The sequence below is a fragment of the Helicobacter apodemus genome (assembly GCF_003097575.1).
Taxonomy (GTDB): domain Bacteria; phylum Campylobacterota; class Campylobacteria; order Campylobacterales; family Helicobacteraceae; genus Helicobacter_D; species Helicobacter_D apodemus.
Genome location: NZ_CP021886.1, coordinates 1,785,231 through 1,810,450, shown reverse-complemented (window position 1 = coordinate 1,810,450; position 25,220 = coordinate 1,785,231). Strand labels below are relative to the sequence as shown.

The 25,220-nt window shown below is 33.7% G+C and carries 21 protein-coding genes and 1 pseudogene; 4 read left to right on the top strand and 18 right to left on the bottom strand.

Annotation, left to right across the window (positions count from 1 at the left end):
- Both CDV25_RS10655 and CDV25_RS10650 read left to right on the top strand, forming a co-directional pair.
- The gene (locus CDV25_RS10655; RefSeq protein ID WP_239056359.1) at positions 1 to 672 is read left to right on the top strand and encodes a hypothetical protein; all 672 of its coding nucleotides are present in this window, start codon (positions 1 to 3) and stop codon (positions 670 to 672) included.
- Positions 666 to 1,253, top strand: a complete 588-nt coding sequence (locus CDV25_RS10650; protein WP_239056450.1) for a nitrilase-related carbon-nitrogen hydrolase — start codon at positions 666 to 668, stop codon at positions 1,251 to 1,253. The genes CDV25_RS10655 and CDV25_RS10650 overlap by 7 nt, the downstream gene beginning before the upstream one ends.
- On the opposite strand, the gene CDV25_RS08955 is transcribed toward CDV25_RS10650, so the two are convergent.
- From CDV25_RS08955 to topA, 15 genes and pseudogenes are all read right to left on the bottom strand, one after another.
- Positions 1,237 to 1,782 carry a thermonuclease family protein gene (locus CDV25_RS08955; protein ID WP_108911646.1) on the bottom strand — a complete coding sequence of 182 codons (546 nt, stop codon included), beginning with the start codon at positions 1,780 to 1,782 and terminating at the stop codon, positions 1,237 to 1,239. The genes CDV25_RS10650 and CDV25_RS08955 overlap by 17 nt on opposite strands.
- A complete protein-coding gene (locus tag CDV25_RS08950) occupies positions 1,779 to 3,356 on the bottom strand; it encodes a dipeptide ABC transporter ATP-binding protein (RefSeq protein ID WP_108911645.1) in 1,578 nt (525 codons plus the stop codon). The genes CDV25_RS08955 and CDV25_RS08950 overlap by 4 nt, the downstream gene beginning before the upstream one ends.
- Positions 3,349 to 4,353, bottom strand: coding sequence for an ABC transporter permease (locus tag CDV25_RS08945; RefSeq protein WP_108911644.1), 1,005 nt, complete (start codon positions 4,351 to 4,353; stop codon positions 3,349 to 3,351). Before CDV25_RS08945 ends, CDV25_RS08950 begins: the two co-directional genes overlap by 8 nt.
- 11 nt (positions 4,354 to 4,364) lie before the next feature.
- Positions 4,365 to 5,410: pseudogene (yejB, locus tag CDV25_RS08940) on the bottom strand (microcin C ABC transporter permease YejB).
- A gap of 3 nt (positions 5,411 to 5,413) precedes the next feature.
- Positions 5,414 to 7,228, bottom strand: coding sequence for an extracellular solute-binding protein (locus CDV25_RS08935; protein WP_108911643.1), 1,815 nt, complete (start codon positions 7,226 to 7,228; stop codon positions 5,414 to 5,416).
- A 3-nt stretch (positions 7,229 to 7,231) separates the two neighbouring features.
- The gene (locus CDV25_RS08930) at positions 7,232 to 8,173 is read right to left on the bottom strand and encodes a KpsF/GutQ family sugar-phosphate isomerase (protein ID WP_108911642.1); all 942 of its coding nucleotides are present in this window, start codon (positions 8,171 to 8,173) and stop codon (positions 7,232 to 7,234) included.
- A gap of 8 nt (positions 8,174 to 8,181) precedes the next feature.
- Positions 8,182 to 9,483, bottom strand: coding sequence for a Na+/H+ antiporter family protein (locus CDV25_RS08925; RefSeq protein WP_108911641.1), 1,302 nt, complete (start codon positions 9,481 to 9,483; stop codon positions 8,182 to 8,184).
- 82 nt (positions 9,484 to 9,565) lie between these two features.
- A complete protein-coding gene (locus CDV25_RS08920) occupies positions 9,566 to 10,045 on the bottom strand; it encodes a DUF3972 domain-containing protein (protein WP_108911640.1) in 480 nt (159 codons plus the stop codon).
- A gap of 8 nt (positions 10,046 to 10,053) precedes the next feature.
- On the bottom strand, positions 10,054 to 10,548 hold the full coding sequence (purE, locus tag CDV25_RS08915) for a 5-(carboxyamino)imidazole ribonucleotide mutase (protein ID WP_108911639.1): 495 nt from the start codon (positions 10,546 to 10,548) through the stop codon (positions 10,054 to 10,056).
- A gap of 9 nt (positions 10,549 to 10,557) precedes the next feature.
- Positions 10,558 to 10,746 carry a hypothetical protein gene (locus CDV25_RS08910; RefSeq protein ID WP_108911638.1) on the bottom strand — a complete coding sequence of 63 codons (189 nt, stop codon included), beginning with the start codon at positions 10,744 to 10,746 and terminating at the stop codon, positions 10,558 to 10,560.
- A complete protein-coding gene (locus tag CDV25_RS08905; protein ID WP_108911637.1) occupies positions 10,747 to 12,078 on the bottom strand; it encodes a hemolysin family protein in 1,332 nt (443 codons plus the stop codon).
- Positions 12,079 to 12,124: 46 nt separating this feature from the next.
- A complete protein-coding gene (locus tag CDV25_RS08900; protein ID WP_239056358.1) occupies positions 12,125 to 12,892 on the bottom strand; it encodes a YihY/virulence factor BrkB family protein in 768 nt (255 codons plus the stop codon).
- Positions 12,893 to 13,009: 117 nt separating this feature from the next.
- A complete protein-coding gene (locus tag CDV25_RS08895) occupies positions 13,010 to 13,849 on the bottom strand; it encodes a biotin synthase (protein ID WP_108911636.1) in 840 nt (279 codons plus the stop codon).
- 76 nt (positions 13,850 to 13,925) lie between these two features.
- Positions 13,926 to 14,201 (bottom strand): hypothetical protein, encoded by a 276-nt coding sequence (locus CDV25_RS08890; RefSeq protein WP_108911635.1) that lies wholly within the window; start codon positions 14,199 to 14,201, stop codon positions 13,926 to 13,928.
- A 9-nt stretch (positions 14,202 to 14,210) separates the two neighbouring features.
- Entirely contained in the window at positions 14,211 to 16,397 is a 2,187-nt protein-coding gene (gene topA, locus CDV25_RS08885; protein ID WP_108911870.1) for a type I DNA topoisomerase, read from the bottom strand.
- 268 nt (positions 16,398 to 16,665) lie between these two features.
- On the opposite strand from topA, the gene CDV25_RS08880 reads away from it, so the two are divergent.
- Both CDV25_RS08880 and CDV25_RS08875 read left to right on the top strand, forming a co-directional pair.
- Positions 16,666 to 20,184, top strand: a complete 3,519-nt coding sequence (locus CDV25_RS08880) for a bifunctional proline dehydrogenase/L-glutamate gamma-semialdehyde dehydrogenase (protein WP_108911634.1) — start codon at positions 16,666 to 16,668, stop codon at positions 20,182 to 20,184.
- A complete protein-coding gene (locus tag CDV25_RS08875; protein ID WP_108911633.1) occupies positions 20,181 to 21,962 on the top strand; it encodes a sodium:solute symporter family transporter in 1,782 nt (593 codons plus the stop codon). Before CDV25_RS08880 ends, CDV25_RS08875 begins: the two co-directional genes overlap by 4 nt.
- Before the next feature lie 827 nt (positions 21,963 to 22,789).
- Here the strand turns inward: CDV25_RS08875 and CDV25_RS08870 are convergent.
- Genes CDV25_RS08870 through CDV25_RS08860 form a run of 3 tightly spaced genes read right to left on the bottom strand, consistent with a single transcriptional unit; the run spans position 22,790 to position 25,182 of the window.
- Positions 22,790 to 23,536, bottom strand: a complete 747-nt coding sequence (locus CDV25_RS08870; RefSeq protein ID WP_108911632.1) for an extracellular solute-binding protein — start codon at positions 23,534 to 23,536, stop codon at positions 22,790 to 22,792.
- Between the two features lie 54 nt (positions 23,537 to 23,590).
- Complete coding sequence (locus tag CDV25_RS08865) at positions 23,591 to 24,424, bottom strand: 3'(2'),5'-bisphosphate nucleotidase CysQ family protein (protein WP_108911631.1); 834 nt, start codon at positions 24,422 to 24,424, stop codon at positions 23,591 to 23,593.
- Positions 24,424 to 25,182 (bottom strand): phosphocholine cytidylyltransferase family protein, encoded by a 759-nt coding sequence (locus CDV25_RS08860; RefSeq protein WP_108911630.1) that lies wholly within the window; start codon positions 25,180 to 25,182, stop codon positions 24,424 to 24,426. Before CDV25_RS08860 ends, CDV25_RS08865 begins: the two co-directional genes overlap by 1 nt.
- Positions 25,183 to 25,220 lie beyond the last annotated feature (38 nt).

Here is a 25,220-nt window from a genome sequence, read left to right as displayed (position 1 = left end):
ATGAATGCTACACTTATAGCCCAAAAAAGGCTACCCCAATCGTTAATAGGAATTTTATGTGCTATTTGTTTGAGTGCTTTTATTTATTTAGAGCATTTCTCCCTAAACTCCCCCATTATCTCTACACTCTTTGCTATTGTAGGATTATTCCTTTATTTACAACTTTCTGCTTTTGGTGGATTAGTATGTGGAGGTTTAATAGGGATTCTTTGGTTTTATTGGATAGCCCTTAGCTTTAGATATTATGATATTGCTTATCTTATGCCCCTTATGTGGATTGTCTTAATCCTTGTTTATGGAATCTTATTTTTATTTTTTTGTGCTTTTAATCATTATGTATATAAACTCTTAACCCTTCTGTGTGGAAGCTTTATTCACCCCTTTGGGTTTAATTGGTTTATCCCAGAGGCTATATTCACAACTAGTTATTTTACCCCTTCTAAATGGACACTTGTTTTATTACTTCTTAGTCTAACATTTTTTTCAATGCTTTATCTTAAAAGATTTTATAAAATTTCGCTATTATGGCTACCAATGAGCTTAATTTGTATTTACATATTCACCCAACAATCCTCTACACACACTACACCATCTCCACTAAAAATCAAAACTCTACAAACTAATATCCCCAAAACCTTCGTTGGGATAGCAACAATTTACGAGAAATTTTAGATTCTAATCTTGAAGCCATCAACCTTGCCATAAAAGAAAGTTATGATGTAATTATCCTCCCAGAAACCGCCTTCCCCCTTGTGCTTAATCATCAACCCAAACTCTTACAAACACTCCAAGAAAAAAGTCATAAAATCACCATTGTAACCGGCGGAATTTATCAAAATGCAGAAACTTATAATAGTGCCTATATATTTGAAAAGGGGGAAATGCAAGTTCTACATAAAGTCATTCTTGTCCCCTTTGGTGAGAGCATTCCTCTCCCCTCATCACTTGCGAATTTTATTAATGAACTCATTTTTAAAGGCGGGAGTAATTTTGCAAAAAATCCCAATACAACACCTAATTCTACAAGGATTCATAAGCAAGATTTCCAAATTGCCATCTGTTATGAAGCAACAAGAGAGGAATACTACCAATCCTCTCCTAAGTTTCTTATAGCCATTAGTAATAATGCGTGGTTTGCCCCAAGCATTGAACCAACCCTGCAAAAGATTCTTATGCTTTATTTTGCAAAAAACTATGGGACAACCATCTATCATTCTAGCAACGCTTCACCCTCTTTTATTCTTTTTCCATAACCTCTTTCGCCCTCTCCATAAGTGTAACTTTAAGGCAACTCATCTCCTCTCCCCATTCCCTCCAAAGACCTCTTTTTTGAGCTTTTGCTTGAGATTGTAAAACCTCTAAATCTTTTAAAACATTTTCTGCAATGGTATCAAAATGTTGCACAATCGCATAACCATCCCTCACAATCTCATAATTAAATAAATTCGCTCCATTTTGTAAAAAACACCAACCATTGCTATAACCAATCCTATATTGCTGCTCTAAAAATATTTTATTCCTTGTATAAGTCATAGCAAAATGCCTCATTTTTCTTGCACTCTCTGCACTCACTTCACATTTTTCACCCTTAAATGCTTTTGCCACACTTGCCACTCCATAAAGCTCACAATAAAGCATTCCATAGTCTCTATTATAAACACTAAATAAAGCGGGGGCATAGATAGATTTTAATAAAACCTGCAAACTAACAGGTGCTATCACGGCATAGAGATTATTAACACAAATCCATAGAAGCATAAAACCTATAATACAAACTCTCATAAACCCTCATTAAGTCTTGCATTAAATTTCGCACACTCTAACAATTCTTTAACATAAGTTGTTTTAGGATTAGAAAATACTTCTTGGGTTGCCCCTGATTCTATAATTTCCCCCTTTTGTAAAACCAACACCCTCTCACATAAATTTGCCACAACCGCTAAATCATGGCTAATACATAGATAACTTAAAGCATACTTTTGCCCAAGGGCTAAAAATAAATCTAGCACCTGCTTTTGTGTATTTTGATCTAATGCACTAGTAGCTTCATCTAAAATAAGTATTTTTGGCTTTAATACTAAGCTTCTAGCAATACACACTCTCTGCCTCTGCCCCCCACTTAATTCATAAGGATATCGTTGTAAAAAGCTCTCATCCAATCCCACATCATAAAGAGCTTGACAAACTTCTTTAGCAATATCTCCTTTAAAATGGTGAATTTCTAAACCCTCTTTGATAATTTCATAAAGATTCATCTTAGGATTTAATGCCCCAAAAGGATCTTGAAAAATCATCTGCAAAGCCTTTCTTTTTGCCTGTAATGCCTCACCTTTAAGGTTTAAAAAATCCTCTTGTAAAAACATAATTTTCCCACTTGGTTGCAATAGACGCACTAAAGCATTAGCTAAAGAACTTTTTCCACTTCCAGATTCCCCTATAATCCCTAAACTCTCTCCCTCTCTTAAAGTAAAATTTAGCGACTTTAGAGCTTCTAATTCTTGCAAAGTTTTACCCAAAAAGTTTCTTTTTAACACATAACATAGCTTTAAATCCTCAACCCTTAAAATCTCTTTGCCACAATTTTTAACTTCTCTATAACTAATCCCCAAAGATTTAAGAAGCGTCTTAGTATAAGGATGTTTTGGAGTGTTAAAAACCTCTTGATTTACCCCATATTCTACAATCTCCCCTTCTTTCATAACCGCAATATTTTGCGAAATTTGTGAAATAATGCCTAAATTATGGCTAATAAATAAAATACTTAAATGCAGCTGCTTTTGCAAATCTTGTAAGAGACCAATAATTTGTTCTTGTATTTTAGAATCCAGTGCTGTTGTTGGCTCATCAGCAATTAGAAGTTGCGGATTATTTGCTAAAGCAATAGCGATACAAACTCTTTGTCTCTGCCCTCCACTTAACTCATAAGGGTATCTTTGAAGATGAGATTTATCAAGTTTTACCATATCTAAAAGCTCATAAAGCCTAGTTTGTAGTGTATCTTTAGAATAAAGATTATGTATCTTTAGAGCTTCTAAAATTTGTTTTTTGATTTTATGGAGAGGATTTAAAGCACTAAGGGGTTCTTGAAAAATATAACCTATCTTAGCTCCTCGCAAAGAGCACATAGCCTTTTGATTTTTAAGCAAGAGGTTTTCCCCTAAAAACTCTATATTCCCACTTAGTAGTTGATAATCCCTAATAAAGCCCAATATAGTATTACTCAATAAAGATTTACCACTTCCAGATTGCCCAACTAAGCCTAAAACCTCTCCTTTTTGAATAGATAAAGCAATATTTTTAAGTGCAAATCCTTTGAAATTTAACGATAAATTTTGAATCTCCAAAATCTTATCCATTACTTTCCTTTAAACTATCCCTCAATCCCTCACCAATAAATACCAATAAACACAGCAAAACACTCAAAACAAAAAAACCACTCAACCCAAGCCAAGGGGCGTTAAGATTATTTTTACCTTGTGATAAAATCTCTCCCAAACTTGCACTAGGAGGTGGCAATCCAAGCCCCAAAAAGTCAAGAGAGGCAAGCGTAACAATACTCCCACTCAAAATAAAAGGAATAAAGGTAACAACAGCTACAAGTGCATTTGGCATAATATGCAAAAAGATAATGCGAAAATCCTTTGCCCCTAACACTTTAGCTGCTTTGACATATTCAAGATTCCTTGCTTTTAAAAATTCAGCCCGCACAAAAGGCACTAAAGCAATCCAAGAAAAAAACAAAACCACACAAAGAATGCTCCAAAAATTAGGCTCTAATAAACTTGAGAGGATAATTAAAATAAACAAAATAGGCATTCCACTCCATATTTCTATGAATCTTTGCCCCAATAAATCAATTTTTCCACCATAATACCCACTAATAGCCCCTATAATAAAGCCAATTATAGAGCTTAAAGCAGTCAAAATTAAACCAAATAGAATGGAGGTTTTTAATCCATAGAGCAATCTTGCGACAACATCCCTGCCTAAATCATCAGTGCCTAAGTAATTCTTAGAATTAGGGGGAGTTGGTGGAGGAGAGCTAAGAGAGTAAATCACACTATCATAACTATAAGGTATTAAAGGCATTATCATAAAGCCCTCTTGCTTAATCAAATCTTGCAAATAAGAATCCCCATAATTTGCCTCACTCAAAAAATCTCCCCCAAAGGTTGTTTCTGGATAAACTTTAAAAATAGGAAAATAACCCTCTCCTTTATAATAAACAAAAAGGGGCTTATCATTAGCGATAAAATCCGCCCCAAAGGAGAGAATACATAAGATTCCAAAAACCCATAAAGAAATATAAGCTCTTTTATTGCGTCTAAAAGCCTGAAATCTTCTTACTAACATAGCTCTTTTTCTCACTCACCCATTTTATCAAAATGAATTCTAGGGTCAATTACTCGATAGAGCAAATCATTCAGCAACACAACCACCAAACCCAATAAAGTAAAGATATATAAACTCCCAAAAATTACAGGATAATCTCTTGTAATAATCGACTCATACCCTAATAATCCAAGCCCATCTAAAGAAAAGATAATCTCTATTAACAAAGAACCTGTTAGGAATATGCCAAGCAAAGTAGAGGGAATGGAGGAAATTACCAATAGCATTGCATTCCTAAAAATATGCCTATATAAGACTTGCGATTGACTTAAGCCCTTAGAGAGTGCTAATCTTACATATTGCTTATGAATCTCCTCTAAAAAGGAATTTTTGCTTAATAGGCTTAGAGTTGCGAATCCTCCTATGCTTAAGGATAGCACAGGTAAGGTAATATGCCAAAAATAATCTTTTATTTTCTCTAATAGGCTTAAATTTGCAAAATCATCCCCCACAATACCCCTTAAGGGAAAGAAACTCCAATAGCTCCCCCCTGCAAATAAAATAATCAACAACAAAGCAAACAAAAAGGTAGGAATGGCATTACCAATAATAATGATAATGCTTGTGATATTATCAAAAGGCATTCCATTATTCACAGCCTTTTTAATCCCTAAAGGAATTGCAATAAGATAAATTAATAAAGAACTCCAAAAGCCAAGAGAGAGGGAAACAGGGATTTTTTGTAAAATCAGCTCTACAACAGAAGTGTTTTTATAAAAACTCTCCCCAAAATCAAATAAGAGATATTTTTTCAGCATTAACCAATACCGCTCCCCAAAGTTTTATCAAAACCATAAAGTGCATTAATTTTAGCAAGCATTTCTGTATCTATGCCCTCTTTTTTATAGCTAAATCCTCCCATTGAAGTTTCACCCTGCAAAACATTATGTTCTATTTTAGAGAGCATTTGTTCTACAGGACCCCCAGGTGCCATTTGAACGATAAAAAAATTTAACGTCATAATGCCTAGCAAAGTAGGAATTATTAAACATAAACGTTTAAAAATATAAATCCACATTCTCTATCGCCTAAAACTTGGGTATTCTCTCTGCAATTTTTGTAATTTCTCCTCATCAACCCACCAAGTTTCAAAACCCACATCATAAAGAGGTGTAATAGAGGGATGCTCTAAAAACTCCCAATAAGCTACGCGAAAATTTTTGGTATGAAAATGCGGAATGGTATAATAATTCCACAGCAACACCCTATCTAACGCCCTCACATAAAGCAGTAACTCTTGATAATTCTTAACATTAATGATTTTTTGGATTAAAGCATCCACCACCACATTTTCTATCCCCGCATAATTATAACTTCCCTTTTCATTAGCCGCTTTAGAACCCCAAAAAAAACTTTGTTCATTACCCGGAGATAAACTCTGTGGAAAAACAGCTACAATCATATCAAAATCAAATTCCCTTAAACGATTAAGGTATTGACTAATATCTACGATTCTAATCTTCATATCAATACCGATTTTTTGTAAATTTTTAGCAAAAGGAATAGCCACTCTCTCCATTGCAGGAGATACTAATAAAAGTTCAAAGACAAAGGGTTTATTCTCTTTAGTATAAAGCTTTCCATTTTTATAAGACAAACCCGCTTCCCTTAACAGACTTTGAGCTTTTTTTAGATTCTCCCTATTCTCCCCCATTCCATCGGTAGTAGGCAAAACAAAGGGATGAGTAAAGAGCTTAGGGGGCAATTGATTTTTATACTCCATAAGTATTTGCAACTCTTCATTTATGGGTATCCCAGCACTCCCAAAGGCAGAATTATCAAAATAACTTTTAGTTCGCATATATTGGTTAAAAAAGATATTTTTATTACTCCATTCAAAATCAAAGGCAAGATTAAGAGCCTCCCTTACTAAAATATCTTGAAAAATCGGCTTTCTTAGATTAAAGAAAAATCCTTGCATACCACTAGGTAAAGAATGTGATATTTCCTCTTGGATAATATTTTTATTTTTTAATGCCACCCCCTCATAGCCATTAGCCCAATTTTTAGCAGAGCTTTCTAAGCGGTAGTCATATCTCCCAGCCTTAAATGCCTCTAGGGCTACTAAATCATCTTTATAATAATCATAAGTAATTTTGTCAAAATTAAAATACCCAATACGGGTAGGATGATTTTTCGCCCAATAATTCTCTACGCGTTTATAAGTAATGCTACGACCTGCTACAAAGTTCTCTATTTGATAAGGACCACTACCTAGAGGAATCTTTAAAGGATTCTTAGCAATATCCTCTGTATAATAATGCTTTGGTAAAACAGGTAAATCTCCTAAAATAAGGGCTATTTCTCTATTTTGCGTATTACTAAAATCAAATCTAATCGTATATTTATCTAACACTTGCAGGGATTTAACATCCGCATAATATTGATTCATTACAGGATTATCACCCCTTGCAATAGTATAAAAGCTAAACTCTACATCAAAAGCACTAACTTCTACTCCATCGTGAAAATAGGCATTTTTATTCAGATGAAAAATTACAAAACTATTATCCTCTGCCCGCTCAATCCTCTGTGCTATAAGCCCATATTGACTACTTGGCTCATCAAGGGAGCGAACCATTAAGGTATCATAAAGTTTATTTAAGCCTTTAGCGGGAGTGCCTTTGAGTAAAAAATCATAAAAACTATCATAAGTGCCAATAGCATATTCCTTGATATGCCCACCCTTTTTAGCCTTTGGATTGACATAATCAAAATATTGCAAATCCTTATATTTCACTTCCCCATTAATCGCAAAAGCATTACTACTATAAGTATCAGCTAACACCAAAACTTTAAAGCTTAATAAAAAGATGAAAAATATTTTCCAACGCATTCTTTAAATTCTTCCTATATCATAAAGCTGGACAATCCCACAAACTCTACCCTCTTGCATTACCACTAATTCTTTAATTTTATGTGCCACCATAAATTTTTCAGCCTCTATTGCCATCATTTCACTTTCAATAACTTTGGGATTAACACTCATAATCTCACTAGCTAGAGCATTAAACCCTCCCTCTGTTATAGCCCTCCTTAAATCTCCATCGGTAATAATCCCTACTAGTTTATGGCTATCTAGCACCAAACATACGCCAAGCTTTTTGCTTGTCATTTCAATAATCAAGTCTTTAAAATTCGTCTTAGGAGAAACAATAGGTAAATTCTTATCCACCATCACATCTTTGACTTTTGTAAGCAACTTCCTCCCTAAACTACCACCGGGATGAAAAAGTGCAAAATCTTCAGGCTTGAAATTTCTAGCCCTCATTAAAGCTATAGCAATAGCATCTCCCATAGCTAAAGTTGCAGTTGTAGAAGAAGTAGGGGCAAGTTGCAAAGGACAAGCTTCTTGTTGTATAAAAATATTTAAAAAATAATCCCCTTTTCTTGCTAGGGTTGATTGCTTATCCCCACTCATAGCAATCAATAAAATCCCCCTCCTTTGAATAACTGGGATAAGACGCAATATCTCTTCACTCTCCCCCGAGTTTGAAATAGCAAGTAAAGCATCTTCTTGTCTTAGCATTCCTAAATCCCCGTGTAATGCCTCTGTTGGATGGATAAAAAAACTAGGTGTTCCTGTGCTAGCTAAAGTCGCAGCAATTTTTGCACCAATATGCCCTGATTTCCCCACCCCAGTAATCACCAAACGCCCTTTAAGATTCAAAATACAATCAATGATTTGATTAAAATTTTCATCTAAATGCTCTTTTAAATATAAAATAGAATTTGCTTCAATATTAAAAACTTCTTTTGCAATTTCTGTGAAATCTTGCATTCTATCTCCTATAACAACATAGCACCAATAACACCACCAATGATAAGTGGGATATTATACATTAAAAATGTCGGCACACAAGTATCCCAAATGTGATTATGCTGCTTATCTGCATTTAATCCTGAAGTAGGACCTAAAGTGCTATCTGAGGCTGGACTTCCTGCATCACCTAATGCTCCAGCAATTCCAACTAACAAAATAATTCCACTAACACTAAAACCAAGTTCTAAGGCTAAAGGACAATAAATAGCAGCAATAATAGGAATTGTCCCAAAAGAAGTTCCAATCCCCATAGTAATTAATAGCCCAATGCCAAGCATTATCAAAGCCCCACCTAATTTACCGCCAGAGAGGGAAGCGGCAAAATCTACTAAAGATTGAATATCTCCTGTTGCTTTTAAGACATTAGCATAACCCGCTGCTACAAGCATAACAAAAGCAATAAAAGCCATCATTTTAAAGCCATTTTCCATAACCTCATCAATCTCATTCCATTTAATTGCACCTAATACCATCATCACAAACAAGCCTGATATACCACCTAAAGGTAAAGAATTTGTAAAAACTTGAACGACAAAAGTTATTATCGCACCTAATAAAACACCAACATCACGAATCTGCATTTTTGGATTTTCTAACACCCCTAAAACATTCTCCTTTAAAAAAGTCTCTTGATATTCTCTTGGTTTTCTATAAAAAACAAAAATTGCTAGTAATAACCCAATAAGCATACTAAACCCGCCTATCCACATTACACCGCCAACATCATTTAAGCTTACCTCAATACCATTTTGTATTAACTGATCCCTCAAAATGGTATGAAAAATCAAACCAAACCCAACACTTAAGCTTACATAAGGAGCTTTCAAACCAAAAGTTAAAGCACAAGCTACCGCTCTCCTATCAATTTTTAAACGATTCATTAAAGGCAAAAGTGGAGGAATTAAAAGAGGGATAAAGGCAATATGCACAGGGAGTAAATTTTGTGAAAAACAAGCAAAAAAGGCAATGGATAGGCAAAACATTAAACGTCTATTTTGAATAAAATTAGCAATATAGTAAATTAAAATTGTTGTAAGATTGCTCTTTGCAATTGCACTAGCAATAGCACCTAAGAGGATATAACTTAAAGCCGTTTCTAAATTCCCCGCCATTCCTTCAATTAATAAATTAATACTTTTTTGCAAACCTAATCCGGAAATAAATCCCGCACTAAGGGCTGAGAGCAAAATCGCTAAAAGCACATTTAAACGCAATAAGCATAAAAGACTCATTAATAAAATTGAAATAACCACTGCATTACCTAACATTTATCCCCTTAAAAGAATTTATAAAATTTGATTGGATGAAAGAAGTAAAAATACCTTATTTTAGCTCTATGCAATCAATAGATTATTCCTCTGTTTTAGAATCTTGTGCTTGGGTTTGTATAACTTTGCCCCACATCATTTTATATTTACGTTTTAAAAACTCAATTTCATCTCGTGCTGCTTTTAACTGCTCCCTTAAAATCGCAATGGTTTTTTTATCATCCTCATAAACCTCTTGAGTATTAAAAAGTGCGTCTTTTAAGAATTGATTCTCACTCTTTACACTAGAGATTGTTTCTTCTTTAGAACTTACAACCTTCTCGTGCAAACTTAAAATCGTTCCAATAGTCTTTTGCACAAAATCTCCATCAATATTCTCATTTTGCTCAACCATCACAGCTTGATTAGAAGTATGCACCAATGCTTTAGCATTAGCATCAATTAAAAATTCACCATTTTCTTGCCGGCTTTTTAATTCACCCTTAGCAACCATCTCTAAAACTTTCTCTTTACTCAAATGGGAAACCTCTACAAATTCGTCAATTTTAATCCAAGTTACCATAAATCTCCCTATAATATCACTTCAATATCTGCAGAATCAAGCTCAACATTTTTAGCTTTCACTACTCTATCTTCTTTAAGCTTTCCCTCTAATTCAGCATTACTTAAAGCCAAAATCTGCATAGCAAGATAAGCACTATTAATCGCTCCAGCTTTCCCTAAAGCCACCGTTGCAACAGGCATACCAGAAGGCATTTGAACGGTTGAAAGCAAAGAATCTAATCCATCTAAAGCACCACCTTTTAAAGGCACTCCAATCACAGGCTTAGTTGTCATAGCCGATACAGCCCCTGCTAAATGTGCCGCCATTCCAGCTGCTGCTATAAACACTTTAGCACCTTTCTCTTCAGCTTGTTTAACATATTCTTTTGTCCGATTTGGGCTTCTATGAGCAGAGGCAATTACAACCTCATAAGAAACATCAAACTTCTTTAAAATCTCCACACATTCATCCATAACTTTATAATCACTCTTACTTCCCATTACAATGGCTACGAAATCCATAGATTCTCCTTACATAATTGATGATAATGAAATCCCAAGACCAATTAAAAATCCTCCCATTAATGTAAATAAAAATAAATAAAAAACCAAATAAATAATCAAGGGTATTAAAACCAAAAACCAAGACCAATTAATCTTTCCTGTAAGCTTTAAGGCAATAAATAAGATTTGTAAAGCAACTAAAAAGATTTCAAACATTTACTTCTCTTCATTCTCTAATTCAAAAGGCTTTTTAATAGCTTTAATACGAACAATTCTTGCCCCTTGTGTAGCTAAAACTTCATAGCTACAATATTCATCACCAATAGTATCACCGACTACTGGCATTCTCCCTAAAAGATTAAAAACATATCCCCCAATAGTAACTTGCTCTGTATCCTCCTCAAAAGTAATCCCAAGCACATCGGCAACGCGTTCTAAATCTAGCATTCCATCAAAGGAGTAAATATCCTCATCAATCTTATGATAATCCTCACTCTTCTTATCGTGTTCATCGGTAATATCACCAATAACTTCCTCTAAAATATCCTCCATTGTCAAAAGCCCTGCAGTTCCACCATATTCATCAACCACCAAAGCAGTATGGCTTTGACGACGATTCATCTGCAAAAGGATATTAGAAATAGAAGCACTCTCTGGAACAATAATCATCTCCCTAACAAGACTTTCTAATTCCTTTGGAGGGTCGCAAGAGAGCATAGTCTCTAACAAATCCCTTAAATGCACCATCCCAATAATATTGTCCTTTCCGTCTTTGCAATAGGGATAACGCGTATGCTTAGTAGTTGTAACAATCTTCATATTCTCCTCATAAGTATTATCATCATACAAACAAATCATATCTTTTCTAGGAGTCATAATCTCTTTAGCCATTGTATCAGAAAAGCTCACTGCATTTTGAATAATCTCATTTTCAATAGAATCTAAATACCCCCCCTTTAAACTCTCCCCTACAATAATTTTTAATTCTTCCTCCGAATGTGCACTTTCTTCCCCTTCACTAGCTGGTTTTATATCCATTTTATGAAGAACGAAAACCGCAAGAAAATCAAAAATTTTTATCAATGGATAAAAGAAAAGCCAAAATAAATGCAAAGGTCTAGCAACCAACAATACACATTTCTCCGCTTTAGCAATCGCAATAGATTTAGGAATAAGCTCTCCTATTACAACATGCAAAAGTGTAATAAAGCTAAAGGCTATCACAAAACTTATCGTATGAAGCAAAACAGGATTATCCCCTACAAAATATTTAAAAGGTATTTCTAACAACCTTGCAATAGCTGGCTCCCCAATCCAGCCAAGCCCCAAAGAAGAAAGTGTAATTCCAAGCTGTGTAGCAGAAAGATAAGAATCAAGCTTGCCTGTAATTTTAAGTGCTAATTTGGCACCCAAAACTTCCCTTTTAACAAGCTCCTCTAATCGGGAGCGACGAATTTTAACAATTGCAAATTCAGAAAGAACGAAAAAACCATTTAATATTACAAGAAAAAAAGCGAAGATAGACAGCAGAATCGACTGAACTTCCAAAAATTCCTCCTTTTAATTTAGCAAAAATATCATTAATTCTAACATATTAAGCTTGTTTTTTCTTAAATTCCTCTAAGCCCTCAATAGTTTCATTCATAACCTTACTAAGCCCCATTCCAAAAAGCAAAATTGCCCATGAAAGATAAATCCAAATAAAAAGCAGTAATACAATACTAAAAGATCCATAAAGTGTTAAATAAGCTTTGTTATAAAAAACATAATAAACAAAAGCCCATTTACTAATAGACCAAAATAAAGCAGTAATTAAAGAGCTAATAAGAATATTTTTTGTGCTAATTGCTGTATTTGCAGAAAGCTTAAAAAGCACAAAAAAGACAAGCCAAGTAACTAAATAAGGAATAATTCGCAAAGCCCAAGATAAAAAATCACTATAACCTAAACTTCCTAAATAAGCATAAATCTTTGCACTAAAATAAACAGAAAACAAAATACCTAAGGGGATAAGAGTCATAGAAGTCCAATAAAGTGATAAAGAGTCCCAAAACCCTCTACTTTGGGAGCAAAAAATCTTTTGTGTAATAAATTGATAATTTCTAAAAAACAAAATAGAGGTAGTAAAAGCATAAATTAAACCGATACCACCAAGTTTTGTAGAACTACGCAAAAAATTATCTAAATAACTTAAAAAGACATCTGAATAAGTTGGGATAAAGTTCTCGACAATAAAGCCTTTAAAGCCCTCTAAATATTCTTTAAAATCCGGTAAAATTGTCATTACCGAAAAAACAATTAATAGCATAGGTAAAATAGCAAAAATCGTATAAAAACTAAGGCTTGCCGCAAAATAAAGCAAGTCCCCTTTTAAAAATACATATAAGTAAGCGATAGGTAAATATAATCGCTTTGATACTCTCCTTGCTATTATTCTTAAACTTTGCACTCTTAAAACTCTAAAAATCAAAGATCAATTTTACTCACAACTTGTAGCGATATTATAACCATATTCTTTAATACGTTTTACCTCATCTTTAGGGGTATTCCCCTTAGTTGTCAAATAATCCCCCAACACTACTGCATTAATCCCACATTCAAAAAGCTCTTTTTGCTCTTCTCCAAACACGCTCTCTCTGCCTCCTGCAATCATCAATCTTGCACTAGGTAAATATTCTCTAGCTAATTTCACACATTCTAAGGCTTCATTTTTATTTAAAACTTTTTGCTCTAGGGGTAATGCGGGATTAGGTATAAAGAAATTAATAGGAGCACTATGAGGATTAAGCGTTTTTAGGGCATAGAGTAAATCCATTCTGTCTTGCCAAGATTCCCCCATTCCAAAAATTCCTCCACTGCATAATCCAAGACCCACTTCTAAGGTATTTTCACAGGTTTGATAACGTTCATTAAAAGAATGTGTGCTACAAATCTTAGGGAAAAAATTTTTACTGGCTTCTAAATTATGGTTATAACTCGCAATACCTGCTTCCTTTAAAGCCCTTAAAGACTCTTTAGAGGCAATTCCACTACAGCCAATTAAGTGCAAATGCAACCCCTGCTTTAGAATCTCTCTTGTAGCTTGTGTAATATATTCTAATCGTTTATCATCTAAATCTCTCCCACTTGTTACAAGGCAAAAGCCTAAAGCACCATTATCTGCTGCATTTTTTGCCTCTAAGACTATTTTATCAATAGGCTTAAACCTATAACGTTCAATCTCTGCATTATACTTAGCACTTTGTGTGCAATAAGCACAATCCTCAGCACAAGAACCACTTGATACATTACAAATTGTGCATAAAAAAATATCACTCATCTTTATCCCCTTATAATCTCATCTCTACCACTAAATCTTGTATTTTTACTCACCCTCTAAATAAAAGACTGCAACTTCACAACAAGTATCTTTCAAACATTGTTTCTTTAATGCTTAAATCCTCATTAAATTGTGTAATACGCTTAATCCTAATCCATTGGTTATTATAGATACCAAATTCTACACTATTGAAATTTTGCCTATGTTTATAGATAGCTTTAGCGGTGCAAAAATAAAGTTTATTGTTTTTTAAAAAAGTAAATTGCATAGGAGGCAAAGGATTTTTACAAGCTTCTTTTGTAGCTAAAAAGCTTGGATATTTATCTAAAATTTCTAGAATCTCTTGTTCCACTTAACCTCCTTATATTTCTTGACGCTCTTTGCAGGAGATACACTCTAAAATTTCTTTTTTTCTATAAGTGCGTCTTGCCATTAATCCCTTACACTTAGGGCAAATAACATTTGTAGGGGGATAAGTAGAGATAAAATCACATTTTGGATAATTCCCACAACCATAAAATTTACCCCTCTTGCCCTTTCTCTCTATAATATTTCCTCCATCTTTTGGGCATTTTATCCCCTCTAAGACAACATTAACCTTTTCATTTTGAAGAGACTGCGTATTTTTACACTCTGGGTATCCACTGCAAGCTAGAAACTCTCCATTTCTGCTATATTTTTTTACCATAGGCTTACCACATTTTTCACAATTCCCAAAATCCTCTTGTGCTTTTTCCTCCTTTTTTATATATTTGCATTTAGGGTAACCACTACAACCTACAAACTCCCCAAATCTACCATTCCTCTTTACTAATTCTTGACCACATAAGGGACATTTTTCTCCTGTAGGAATAATGATTTTTTGGCTTTTAATAGTATTTTTTCCCTCAACAATTTTTTGGATAAAAGGTTCATAAAACTGCCATAATAATTTTTGCCAATCTTGTTTATTTTCAGCAATTTCATCAAGCTTTTCTTCTAAATTAGCCGTAAATTGAGAATCCACAATTTCTTCAAAATGCTCTTGCAATAATTCAATAACCTTAAAAGCAACTTCTTGGGGTTTTATTTGCTTCTTCTCAATAGTAATATATTCCCTTGAAGTTAATAAAGAAATAGTTGGTGCATAAGTGCTTGGACGACCTATCCCTAAAGTCTCTAAAGTCTTAATGAGGCTTGCCTCTGAAAACCTTGAAGGTGGCTCTGTTTGCTTAGTTAGTACTTCACATTTCTGTAATTTTAAGGTTTCTCCCTCTTTAAAGCTTGGTAAAAGTTTATCCTTATCCTCCTGTCCTAAGACCTTATAAAATCCATCAAAAAGGAGTTTTCTACCACTTAATTTTAAGAGCGATTCTCCTCCTTGTATGAAAATATTTTGCATTTCAAATTCTGCATCATTCATTTGGGAGCTTAAAAATCGGTTATAGATTAAAGTATAAAGCCTTAATTCATCACCCTTTAAATATTGTGCAGCAATTTGGGGAGTAAAGTCCATTAAAGTTGGTCGTATAGCCTCGTGAGCCTCTTGTGCGTTTTTAGATTTTGTAGCATAAACTTTAGGCTTAAGTGGGATATATGCTTTGCCATAGAGCTTTGCTATCATTGCTCTAGCTTCCTCTTGAGCTTCTTTTGCGACATTTAAACTATCGGTTCGCATATAAGTAATTACTCCCATAGAGCCTTTATGGGTCATTACTCCCTCATAGAGCTTTTGTGCATTTTGCATAGTGCGAGAGGGTGAAAATCCCAAAAAAGAACTAGCACTTTGCTGTAAGGTAGAAGTCATAAAAGGTGGTGGAGGAGTTATTTTTCTCTTTTTATTTTCTATCTCTCTAATAAGAAATTGAGATTTTTTCAAAGATTCCTTAATAGCTAACGCCTTTTTCTCCTCTTGCAAACTAAGTTTTTGTATTTTCTCTCCATTAAACTCTATTAATTCAGCCTCTAAATCTTTATCAAATAACACTTCAAGCACATAATAAGTAATAGGCTTAAAACTTAAGATTTCTTTTTCTCTATCCACCACAATCTTTAAAGCACTACTTTGCACCCTACCAGCACTTAAACCTCTTTGAATCTTAGAAGCAATTAAAGGGCTTAAACGATAGCCTACAATTCTATCTAAAAGCCGCCTTGCTTGTTGGGCATTGACTTTATCCATATCAATATAGCGAGGACTTTTTAAAGAATCTATAATCGCTTTTTTAGTAATTTCGTGAAAAACAATGCGAGGAAGCTTAAGGGGATTTTTACCAATAGCCGTGGCAATATGATAACCAATAGCTTCCCCCTCTCTATCCTCATCAGTTGCTATATAAACTTCCTTAGCACTTTTAGCTAGTTTTTTGAGATTATCCACCACGGCTTTATGGGATTGGTCAATCGTATATTCAGGGATAAAACTATTCTCTTCAATTTTAATTCCAAAGCTATGCTTAGGCAAATCCCTAATATGCCCCTTAGAGGCAATTACCTCATAATCATTACCTAAAAAATTCTTAATAGTACGTGCTTTAGTAGGAGATTCTACGATAATTAGATCTTTCAAACTTATAATTCCTAAAAATAAATTCCTATTTAACAAGCTAATCATAACAAAAATTTTCTAAAAAATATCAAGCCCCTATAAACTGCATATCCAAATTCAAAATGATAATTTTCTATACAATTTTGTAATACTTATGTATAAAATGTAAATAATTTGTTTCCTTTTTATACATAACTTTTAGAATATTTATAAATATCCTCATCCACTAACAAAATAAACTCTAATTTAAAGTATGATTAAAAAATATTTATACAAAAGGAAATAAATAATGATAGAACAAACTTTAGCTTTCGCTGAAGAGCTACAAAATAAAATACAACAACACCTCTCCAAAAAAGAAAAAGAATTTCATCTTAAAATGCAAAAACTCCTCAATAACCCCACCAATAAAATAATGCTTATAGAGCTACTAGATCGTTCTTTTCGTTCTAAAGAAAAGAGTGCAACCTTTGAACTTATAGAATATACATTAAGAAAATATGGTATTGCAGATTTCTTTTCTACATTTGAAAAATTCCTACTTTTTAGTTTTTTAAATGTTGGTAAATTTATACCTAATATTAGCGTCCCATTTTTTATCTCACAACTTAGAAAAGATACGAAAAATATGGTTTTAGATGCAAACCCAATAACACTGCAACAGCATATCCGCACAAGAAAATATAAGGATAATATCACGCTTAATATTAATCTCATTGGTGAGGAAGTATTAGGGGAAATGGAGAGCTCTTTTAGGCTTAAAAAATACGAAGAAGCCATTAAATCAAACTCTATCACTTATATTTCTATCAAAATTACAACTATTTTTTCACAAATTAATATTATAGATTTTGAATATTCTAAAAAAGAAGCTACAAAAAGGCTTGATTATCTTTACTCTCTAGCCTTACAAGAAGAAAAGAGACAAAATCAACCTAAGTTTATCAATCTTGATATGGAGGAATTTAGGGATCTTGAACTCACTATAGAATCTTTTATGGAAAGCATTGCTAAATTTGATATTTATGCAGGAATTGTCTTGCAAGCTTATATCCCAGATTCTTATCATTATCTCAAAAAACTCTTTGCATTCTCTAAAGAGAGAGTATTAGATGGCAAAAAACCTATTAAAATCCGCTTTGTCAAAGGTGCAAATATGGAAAGCGAAGAGACTATTGCTTCACAAAAAGGATGGGAGTTACCTACATTTAACGACAAAATAGACACCGATAGCAATTACAATAAAATGCTAGATTTTATCCTGCAAGGGGATAATTATAAATATATCCATATTGGTATTGCAAGCCATAATATTTTTGAAATTGCGTATGCCTATACAAGAATCACTCACGCTAATGCACTTCCCTCTTTTACCTTTGAAATGCTAGAGGGGATGAGTCTTCAATGCTCTTATGAGATCTCAAAAATCCATAATTTAATCCTCTATGCACCCGTGTGTGAAGAATCACACTTCAATAATGCCATTGCGTATTTAGTGAGGCGATTAGATGAAAACACTAGTGAAGAAAACTTTATGCGGTATTTTTTCAATCTAGTAGTTAATGATAAAAACTGGAATGCCCAAAAAGAAATTTTCTTACAATCTCTAGCAGGTATCCCAACGCTTAATAATAATTCAAGACGCAAACAAGATAGAAACAAACAACAAATTGCTAAAAGCTCTTATACTTCTAGTAGCTTCACTAATGAAAGCGACACAGATTTTATTCTCCCACAAAATAGACAATGGGCAAAAAAGATTGCAAAAAAATACCAAAACCTTGAAAATTATGAAGCCTATCCGATTATAGGGGAATACAATATCAACAAAGAATCCTTAGCTTCAAAAAGCATAAAAGATAAAATCCATCAAAAAGAAATTGGTAAAGTCTATTTAGCAAGAGAAAAAGAAATTAAAAAAGCTCTTGAAGTAGCAAAAAAATCTAACTTCAAACAAAAAAGCTTTGAAGATATTCATAAAATTTTGGCACAAACTGCCCAAATTTTGCGTGAGAGGAGAGGCGATTTAATAGGATTAGCCGCTTTAGAAGTAGGTAAAACCTTTATTGAAATTGACGCTGAAGTAAGCGAAGCCATAGATTTCTTAGAATTTTACCCTCACTCCCTAAAAGAGCTTCAAGTCCAAAACCCAAAAACTACCTTTACCCCTAAGGGCATAGGCGTAAGTATCGCTCCTTGGAATTTTCCTATTGGTATTTCTGTGGGCACTATTGCAGCACCACTAGCAGCAGGGAATGTTGTTATCTATAAACCCTCTTCCCTCTCGACCCTTACAGGCTATATGTTAGCACAATGTTTTTATGATAGTGGCATTCCAAAAGACGCTCTTATTTTTCTCCCCTCTAATGGCAGTGATATTTCTACCCATCTCTTAAAAGATTCCGCTATAAATTTTGCTATTTTAACAGGTGGAGAAGAAACCGCTTATGCTATGCTAGAATCAAATCCTACTTTATTGCTTAGTGCAGAAACAGGGGGTAAAAATGCCACCATCGTATCCAAGTTTGCTGATAGGGATAGTGCGATAAAAAACATTATCCACTCGGCTTTTTCTAATTCTGGACAAAAATGTTCTGCTACTTCTTTACTGATTTTAGAAGAAGAAGTTTATGAGGATGAAAACTTTAAAAACACCCTTGTTGATGCAACAAGTTCTTTGAGAGTAGGCTCTCCCTTTGAATTTAAAAACAAACTTGGAGCATTAGCAGATAAACCTAACGCCAAAGTCCTTAAAGCCCTTGAGGAATTAGCACCCTATGAAGAATGGGCTTTAAAGCCAACATTTATTGAGGATAATCCTCATTTAATGACCCCGGGTATTAAATATGGCACAAAAGCGGGAGATTTTACGCATTGCAATGAGTTATTTACACCCATTTTAAGTGTTATAAAGGCTAAAGATTTGAAAGAAGCCATTGAAATTGCAAATTCTACGGGCTATGGTTTAACCGCTGGTTTTGAAAGTCTAGATGAAAGAGAATGGGATTTTTTCCACACCCATATACAAGCAGGGAATATTTATATCAATAAGCCCACCACAGGAGCCATAGTGCTTCGCCAACCCTTTGGAGGGATTAAAAAATCTGCTATTGGATTTGGGAGAAAAGTAGGAATCTATAACTATATTACACAATTTTTAAACATTACTCAAACGCAAGCCGATAACAACTTAGAAGAGAATCTAATCTCTATAACACTACAAAACCTAAATTTAGAGATTTGCCAAGAAGATAAAGAACATTTAAAGGCACTAAACCTTATGGCTCAATCTTATGTTTATCATTTACACAATGAATTTGAAAAAGCAAAAGATTATGTCAATATTAGGGGTGAAGATAATCTCTTTTCTTATACAAAGATTGCAAATATGGCTTATCGTGTAAGTCAAAATGATACCCTAAAAGATATTTTAGGAAGCATTCTTGGGGCATCATTACTAGAAATTCCACTTTTAGTTAGCTTTGAAAAGCACAGCAAAATAACCCTAGCTCAAGAAATTTGCCAAAAGCTAGGAATGAAAGTAGGATTTGTAAAAGAAAATCAACAAGATTTTATCCATAAAATCCCAAATTTTGAAAGAATAAGGTATTTTCAAACCCCAAATCCCAAAGACCCCATTTATCAAGAATGTGCTAAAGGTGCAAAAATCATCATTAGAGAAAAGCCTTCATTAAATGGTCGTTTTGAATGGCTTTATTACCATAATGAAAAATCCTTAAGCATATCCTATCATCGCTATGGAAATCTAGGGATTCGTGCTTTAAAAAATTTCAAGGAGAGCTTATGATAAATATTAACACCGAAATTACCATTATGTTTGTGGCTTATTCTGCCTTAATGCTTTTTATTGGGTTTTATTTTTATAAGAAAAATAAAAATGCAGAAGATTATTTTCTAGGCGGACGCTCTATTGGTCCTGTTGTATCCGCTCTTAGTGCTGGAGCTTCAGATATGAGCGGTTGGCTGTTAATGGGCTTACCGGGTGCTTTATATATTAGCGGATTTATAGAGGCTTATATTGCTATTGGCTTAACCATTGGTGCGGCACTTAATTGGATTTTTATTGCAAAGAGACTTAGAATTTATACAAGTGTAATTGCAGATTCTATTACAATTCCTGATTATTTTGAAACGCGTTTTGATGATGATAAGCATATTTTAAGAATCCTCTGTGCTATTGTTATTTTAATCTTCTTTACCCTTTATATCTCATCTGGGCTTGTATCAGGCGCAAAACTCTTTGAAAGCACCTTTGGAATTGAATATGGCTATGCTTTAACTATAGGAACCTTAATTATTGTGTTATATACCTTTTTTGGGGGTTATAAAGCAGTGTGCTGGACGGATATGATTCAAGGCTTTTTAATGTTGTGTGCTTTAATCATAGTCCCTATTGTTATGCTCTCCCATTTAGGAGGCTATAAAGAGGCATTACAATACATTAAAGCTTCCGATAACGCCAATAAACAAATTTTACAAATCCAAAATATAATCCCTAATATGCTACAAAATTTAGATTCTTTAGAATCTAAAGAGCAAATCTTGTTACTCATACAATCCTTAAAAGATTCTAATGATAGGGTAATTAGTGATAAAAATATAAAAGGAGACTATAAAAAAGAATCTATTCTTGCTCTATTTGATAACAACACAAAAGACACTTTTTTTTCAAAAGAATTAGCCCTTAAATTAGAGCAAAGTTTGCAAAGCAATGATAAAGAAAGCCTTAAAATGCTTCTGCAAGGTATTACAAAAATCACTTTTGAAGTTAAAGAAAGATTAGCTTGGTTTGAAGGTGTTTCTTTGGTAGGTGTTATATCAGCTCTTGCTTGGGGATTAGGATATTTTGGGCAACCCCATATTTTAGTGCGATTTATGTCTATCCGCTCCACTAAAGATATACCAACAGCTACTATTATTGGGATTTCTTGGATGGTGCTTTGCCTAATTGGTTCTTGTTTTATAGGGATACTAGGCATTGCTTATATTAATAAATTTGACCTCTCTTTAAGCGACCCTGAAAAAATCTTTATTGTAATATCCCAACTCCTCTTTAATCCTTGGATTGCTGGTGTTTTGCTAAGTGCCATTTTAGCAGCGATTATGAGCACAGCTAGCTCACAGCTTCTTGTTTCTAGCTCGACCCTTGCTGAGGATTTTTATAAAAGGATCTTCCAACAAGACGCCTCTAGCCAAATGGTTTTAAACTTAGGAAAAATAGGGGTTTTACTCGTAGCAAGTATTGCCTTTTTTATCTCCACAGATAAAAACTCTAGCGTTTTTAGTATCGTAACCTATGCTTGGGCAGGTTTTGGGGCAAGTTTTGGTTCTGTTATGCTTTTTTCTCTATTTTGGAGTAGAATGACAAGAGTTGGGGCAATTGCTGGTATGCTAACAGGAACAATTGTAGTAGTAGGTTGGAAAAACTTTATGGCTGCATATGGCATTTATGAGATTATTCCGGGATTTTTTGGTGCTTCTATCGCTATTATCATCGGAAGCCTACTCACAAATGTGCGTCCTGGCACAAAAAGTGCTTATGAAACAATGCTTAAACATTTATAATCTCTCCTTAAGGAGAGATTATCCTTAATCTTTCTAACTTAAATAAAAATACTCCCAAGGCTTCCTCAATCCTCAAAACTTTTTACAATGAGTAAATTTTACAAAACAAGCATAAAAAATAATGCTTAAAAAGCTTGAAAGCACTTAGTCAAACAACAGAAAAACATTTATGGCTTAAGATAAGTGCTAATTCCTAAGGATTCATTGTAGCTCAAAGTTAGCTATTGATTGCACCCATAAGCAAAATCTGCACCCAATTAACCAAACCTTAAACAATATAGTATTTATCCTTTTATGAAGGTATAAGAGCAAAGGAAGTAGAGGTTAATACACTAACACTTCAATTCCATATCCCAACTCCACTTAAAATTACTCTGTTTATAAGAGATAATAAAAGAGTCTGTAGAATCAGGATTGAAGTTAAACTTCTTAAAACACCTAAGATTAAATCTTATTAGCAATAACATAATTTATAGACGCATAAACTAGAAATTTTAAACATTAGGAATACATAGTTGATTTTACAGACTCCACTTGAAATTTGTTAAGGTTTGTGCGTGTTTTCAATACCCTTGAATACATTTTTAAAATCATTTTAAAAGACTTTTGAGATTTTTCATTCTTAATTCACTTCAAAGCATTTAAAATTGCCCTTTATAATGAAACTAAAATAGAGGGATAAATTCACATTAAAATAAAACCTTAGAGAATGCTTATAAAATACCTCTTTAAAGAATCTATAAACCCTAAAATGTATTACGTATGGATTAGAGATTTTCTTAAAATCTCTTTTAAAACTCCCCTAATTTGCCTCCTTACATTTGCTTTTAAGGATTAGCGATCCAACCTTTAGCTTCCCAAACCTTTTGTGCTGCTTTGTTTGTAATAAATTCAAGGAATTTCTTAGCCTCTGAAGCATTAGGAGAATCCTTAACAACCATCGCTTCACTCGCACGATATATTACATTTTCTTTACCACTAGGGATAAACTCCGCCTTATCCTTACCCAACACATTAGCCCAATGCCTCCAAGCAATAAAAACATCTATATTAGAATCACTATTCCATTTTTCAAGAGCAATTTTAGTATTAGGGGCAACAAAGGCAATATTCTTTCTTAAAGCAATGAGGTTTTCAATTTTGCCATTCTTAAGTGCCATATCTTCATAAAGACCAACCTGTCCAGAGCCATTAACAACTAAGATTTTAAGCTTTTTATTAAGCAAATCCTCAAATCCTTTAATCCTTTTAGGATTGCCGGGGCGAACTAAGATTCCAGCCTCACGAATATTAAGCACTTGAATATTTTTAGAATCTAATTTTCCCTCCATTTGTTGAACAAAGTTATCCATCATAATAGAGCTTCCACTCAAAATAATATCCGCTTGACTTTTTGCCTCTTGTATCCAAGTAGAAGGAGGAGCTGCGATAATAGTAACCTTTTGACCAGTTTTTTGCTCATAATCTAAAGCAAGTTCTTTTACAGCAGAGGCAGGACCTCCAGCACCATAAATGCGGACTTCTGCATAAGCAAATACACTAAACACCCCAACTAAGAATAAAACTTTTTTCATAATTTTCCTTATATCTATAGAATGAAACCCCTTCATTATACCACAAGGACTTCTTTACGAATCCTTTAAGAAATCCCTATAAATTGCTTGACCAATTTGGCTTTTAGCAAAAGCAATAAAATGATTATTTTTAATACTAGGCTTATTATATTCTAAAGATTTCTTGGTTTGTTTATCAATAATCACTCCTCCACTCTCCTCTAAAATAATATCACAAGCTGCCATATCCCATTCACTCGTGCCATTAAAACGAGGATAAATATCAGCCTCTCCTTTAGCAAGCATACAAATCTTTAAAGAAGAGCCACATTTATAAGCCTTTAAATCATATTTTTTAAGAAACTCTAAAGTCTCTTGTGTGCTATGAAACATAGAATCACAAGCGATAAGCTGTGAATCTTGTATTTTTCGCTCTCCATCAAGCTTTTGCTTATGCTCTTTTAGCCATTGTAAGGTAGGGTTACTCTGCTTTAACAAAACACTATCAAAACTAAAAGCTCCTAAACCTTGCAAAGCTATATAAAGCTCATTAAAGCAAGGAGCATACACAACGCCTAAAATCGGACGCTTTTTGTAAATTAAGGCGATATTAATCGTCCAACCCCCATTTTGTGCTATAAAATCCTTTGTCCCATCAAGCGGGTCAATGAGCCAATAATATTCTAAACTTTTACGCTCATTATAGTCTAAAACCGCCTCTTCAGAGCAAATCTTATAAGGAGCAATAAGGGCTAAATGCTCTAAAATATAAGCATTAGATTCTAAATCTGCTTGTGTAAGGGGTGAAGAATCTTCTTTTAAGGTATATTCCCTACCCCCATAATACCTTAACGCTATCTCTCCAGCTTTTAGTGCAATTAAAGCACTTTGATAAAGTAAAGTTTGCATTAAATCTTTATCTCCAAATCACTTTTAAAATCAATCTCACACCAATTTCCATAAATCTCAACAGGCTCTGCATTATGAAAATTATCGATTAATGCTTGTAAAAAACTTGTCATATACATATTATCAAAATCCTTTCCCTCATAAGTAGCTTTTCTATCTAAAGTATCATAAAAGCTTAAAATTTCAGGCAAAAACCCATAAGAAAACTTAAAAAGCCCGATATACTGCCCCTCAATCTCTTCATAACTAAACGCCTTTTTCCCCAGTTCAACAATTTTCCCATTTACAATTTTTAAGGTTTCTGCATCCTCTAAAGGATTGCTAAATCGTTGCTCCCAAAGCCTCCTCCATTGCTTATCAATCACAATACTAAGAGGGGCATTAGCACTTTGAAGCCTACAAACACTCTCTTTAAAATACACGATATCCGCATAAGAGACAATCAAATCCTCTTTTTCTTTAATGCAAGATTCTATCCACTCCCTAGCACAAAAAAGTGTTTTAACCATATTGCTTGTATTAAAGCTAGGATTATAATAAATATCCTTAATAGCAAAATTACTTTGAAGATAAGTGCTTAAAACCTCAAATAAATATCCTCCAACAACCGCTATTTTTGAAATTCCAGCTTCCCTTAAAGCGGTAATTTCATAATCAAGTATTTTTCTACCTTGATATTCCACCATACACTTCGGATTATGTTGTGTTAAGGGCATAAGCCTTGAACCAAATCCAGCAGCTAGAATAAGGGCTTTCATATTTTTCCTTTCAAAATATCCTCTATGGATTCTAAAAT

Excerpts from the sequence above, each read along its gene's own strand:
- CDV25_RS10655 (WP_239056359.1), top strand. The coding sequence starts at position 1 with ATGAATGCTACACTTATAGCCCAAAAAAGGCTACCCCAATCGTTAATA.
- CDV25_RS08955 (WP_108911646.1), bottom strand. The coding sequence starts at position 1,782 with ATGAGAGTTTGTATTATAGGTTTTATGCTTCTATGGATTTGTGTTAAT.
- CDV25_RS08950 (WP_108911645.1), bottom strand. The coding sequence starts at position 3,356 with ATGGATAAGATTTTGGAGATTCAAAATTTATCGTTAAATTTCAAAGGA.
- CDV25_RS08945 (WP_108911644.1), bottom strand. The coding sequence starts at position 4,353 with ATGTTAGTAAGAAGATTTCAGGCTTTTAGACGCAATAAAAGAGCTTAT.
- CDV25_RS08935 (WP_108911643.1), bottom strand. The coding sequence starts at position 7,228 with ATGCGTTGGAAAATATTTTTCATCTTTTTATTAAGCTTTAAAGTTTTG.
- CDV25_RS08930 (WP_108911642.1), bottom strand. The coding sequence starts at position 8,173 with ATGCAAGATTTCACAGAAATTGCAAAAGAAGTTTTTAATATTGAAGCA.
- CDV25_RS08925 (WP_108911641.1), bottom strand. The coding sequence starts at position 9,483 with ATGTTAGGTAATGCAGTGGTTATTTCAATTTTATTAATGAGTCTTTTA.
- CDV25_RS08920 (WP_108911640.1), bottom strand. The coding sequence starts at position 10,045 with ATGGTAACTTGGATTAAAATTGACGAATTTGTAGAGGTTTCCCATTTG.
- purE (WP_108911639.1), bottom strand. The coding sequence starts at position 10,548 with ATGGATTTCGTAGCCATTGTAATGGGAAGTAAGAGTGATTATAAAGTT.
- CDV25_RS08910 (WP_108911638.1), bottom strand. The coding sequence starts at position 10,746 with ATGTTTGAAATCTTTTTAGTTGCTTTACAAATCTTATTTATTGCCTTA.
- CDV25_RS08895 (WP_108911636.1), bottom strand. The coding sequence starts at position 13,849 with ATGAGTGATATTTTTTTATGCACAATTTGTAATGTATCAAGTGGTTCT.
- CDV25_RS08880 (WP_108911634.1), top strand. The coding sequence starts at position 16,666 with ATGATAGAACAAACTTTAGCTTTCGCTGAAGAGCTACAAAATAAAATA.
- CDV25_RS08875 (WP_108911633.1), top strand. The coding sequence starts at position 20,181 with ATGATAAATATTAACACCGAAATTACCATTATGTTTGTGGCTTATTCT.
- CDV25_RS08870 (WP_108911632.1), bottom strand. The coding sequence starts at position 23,536 with ATGAAAAAAGTTTTATTCTTAGTTGGGGTGTTTAGTGTATTTGCTTAT.
- CDV25_RS08865 (WP_108911631.1), bottom strand. The coding sequence starts at position 24,424 with ATGCAAACTTTACTTTATCAAAGTGCTTTAATTGCACTAAAAGCTGGA.
- CDV25_RS08860 (WP_108911630.1), bottom strand. The coding sequence starts at position 25,182 with ATGAAAGCCCTTATTCTAGCTGCTGGATTTGGTTCAAGGCTTATGCCC.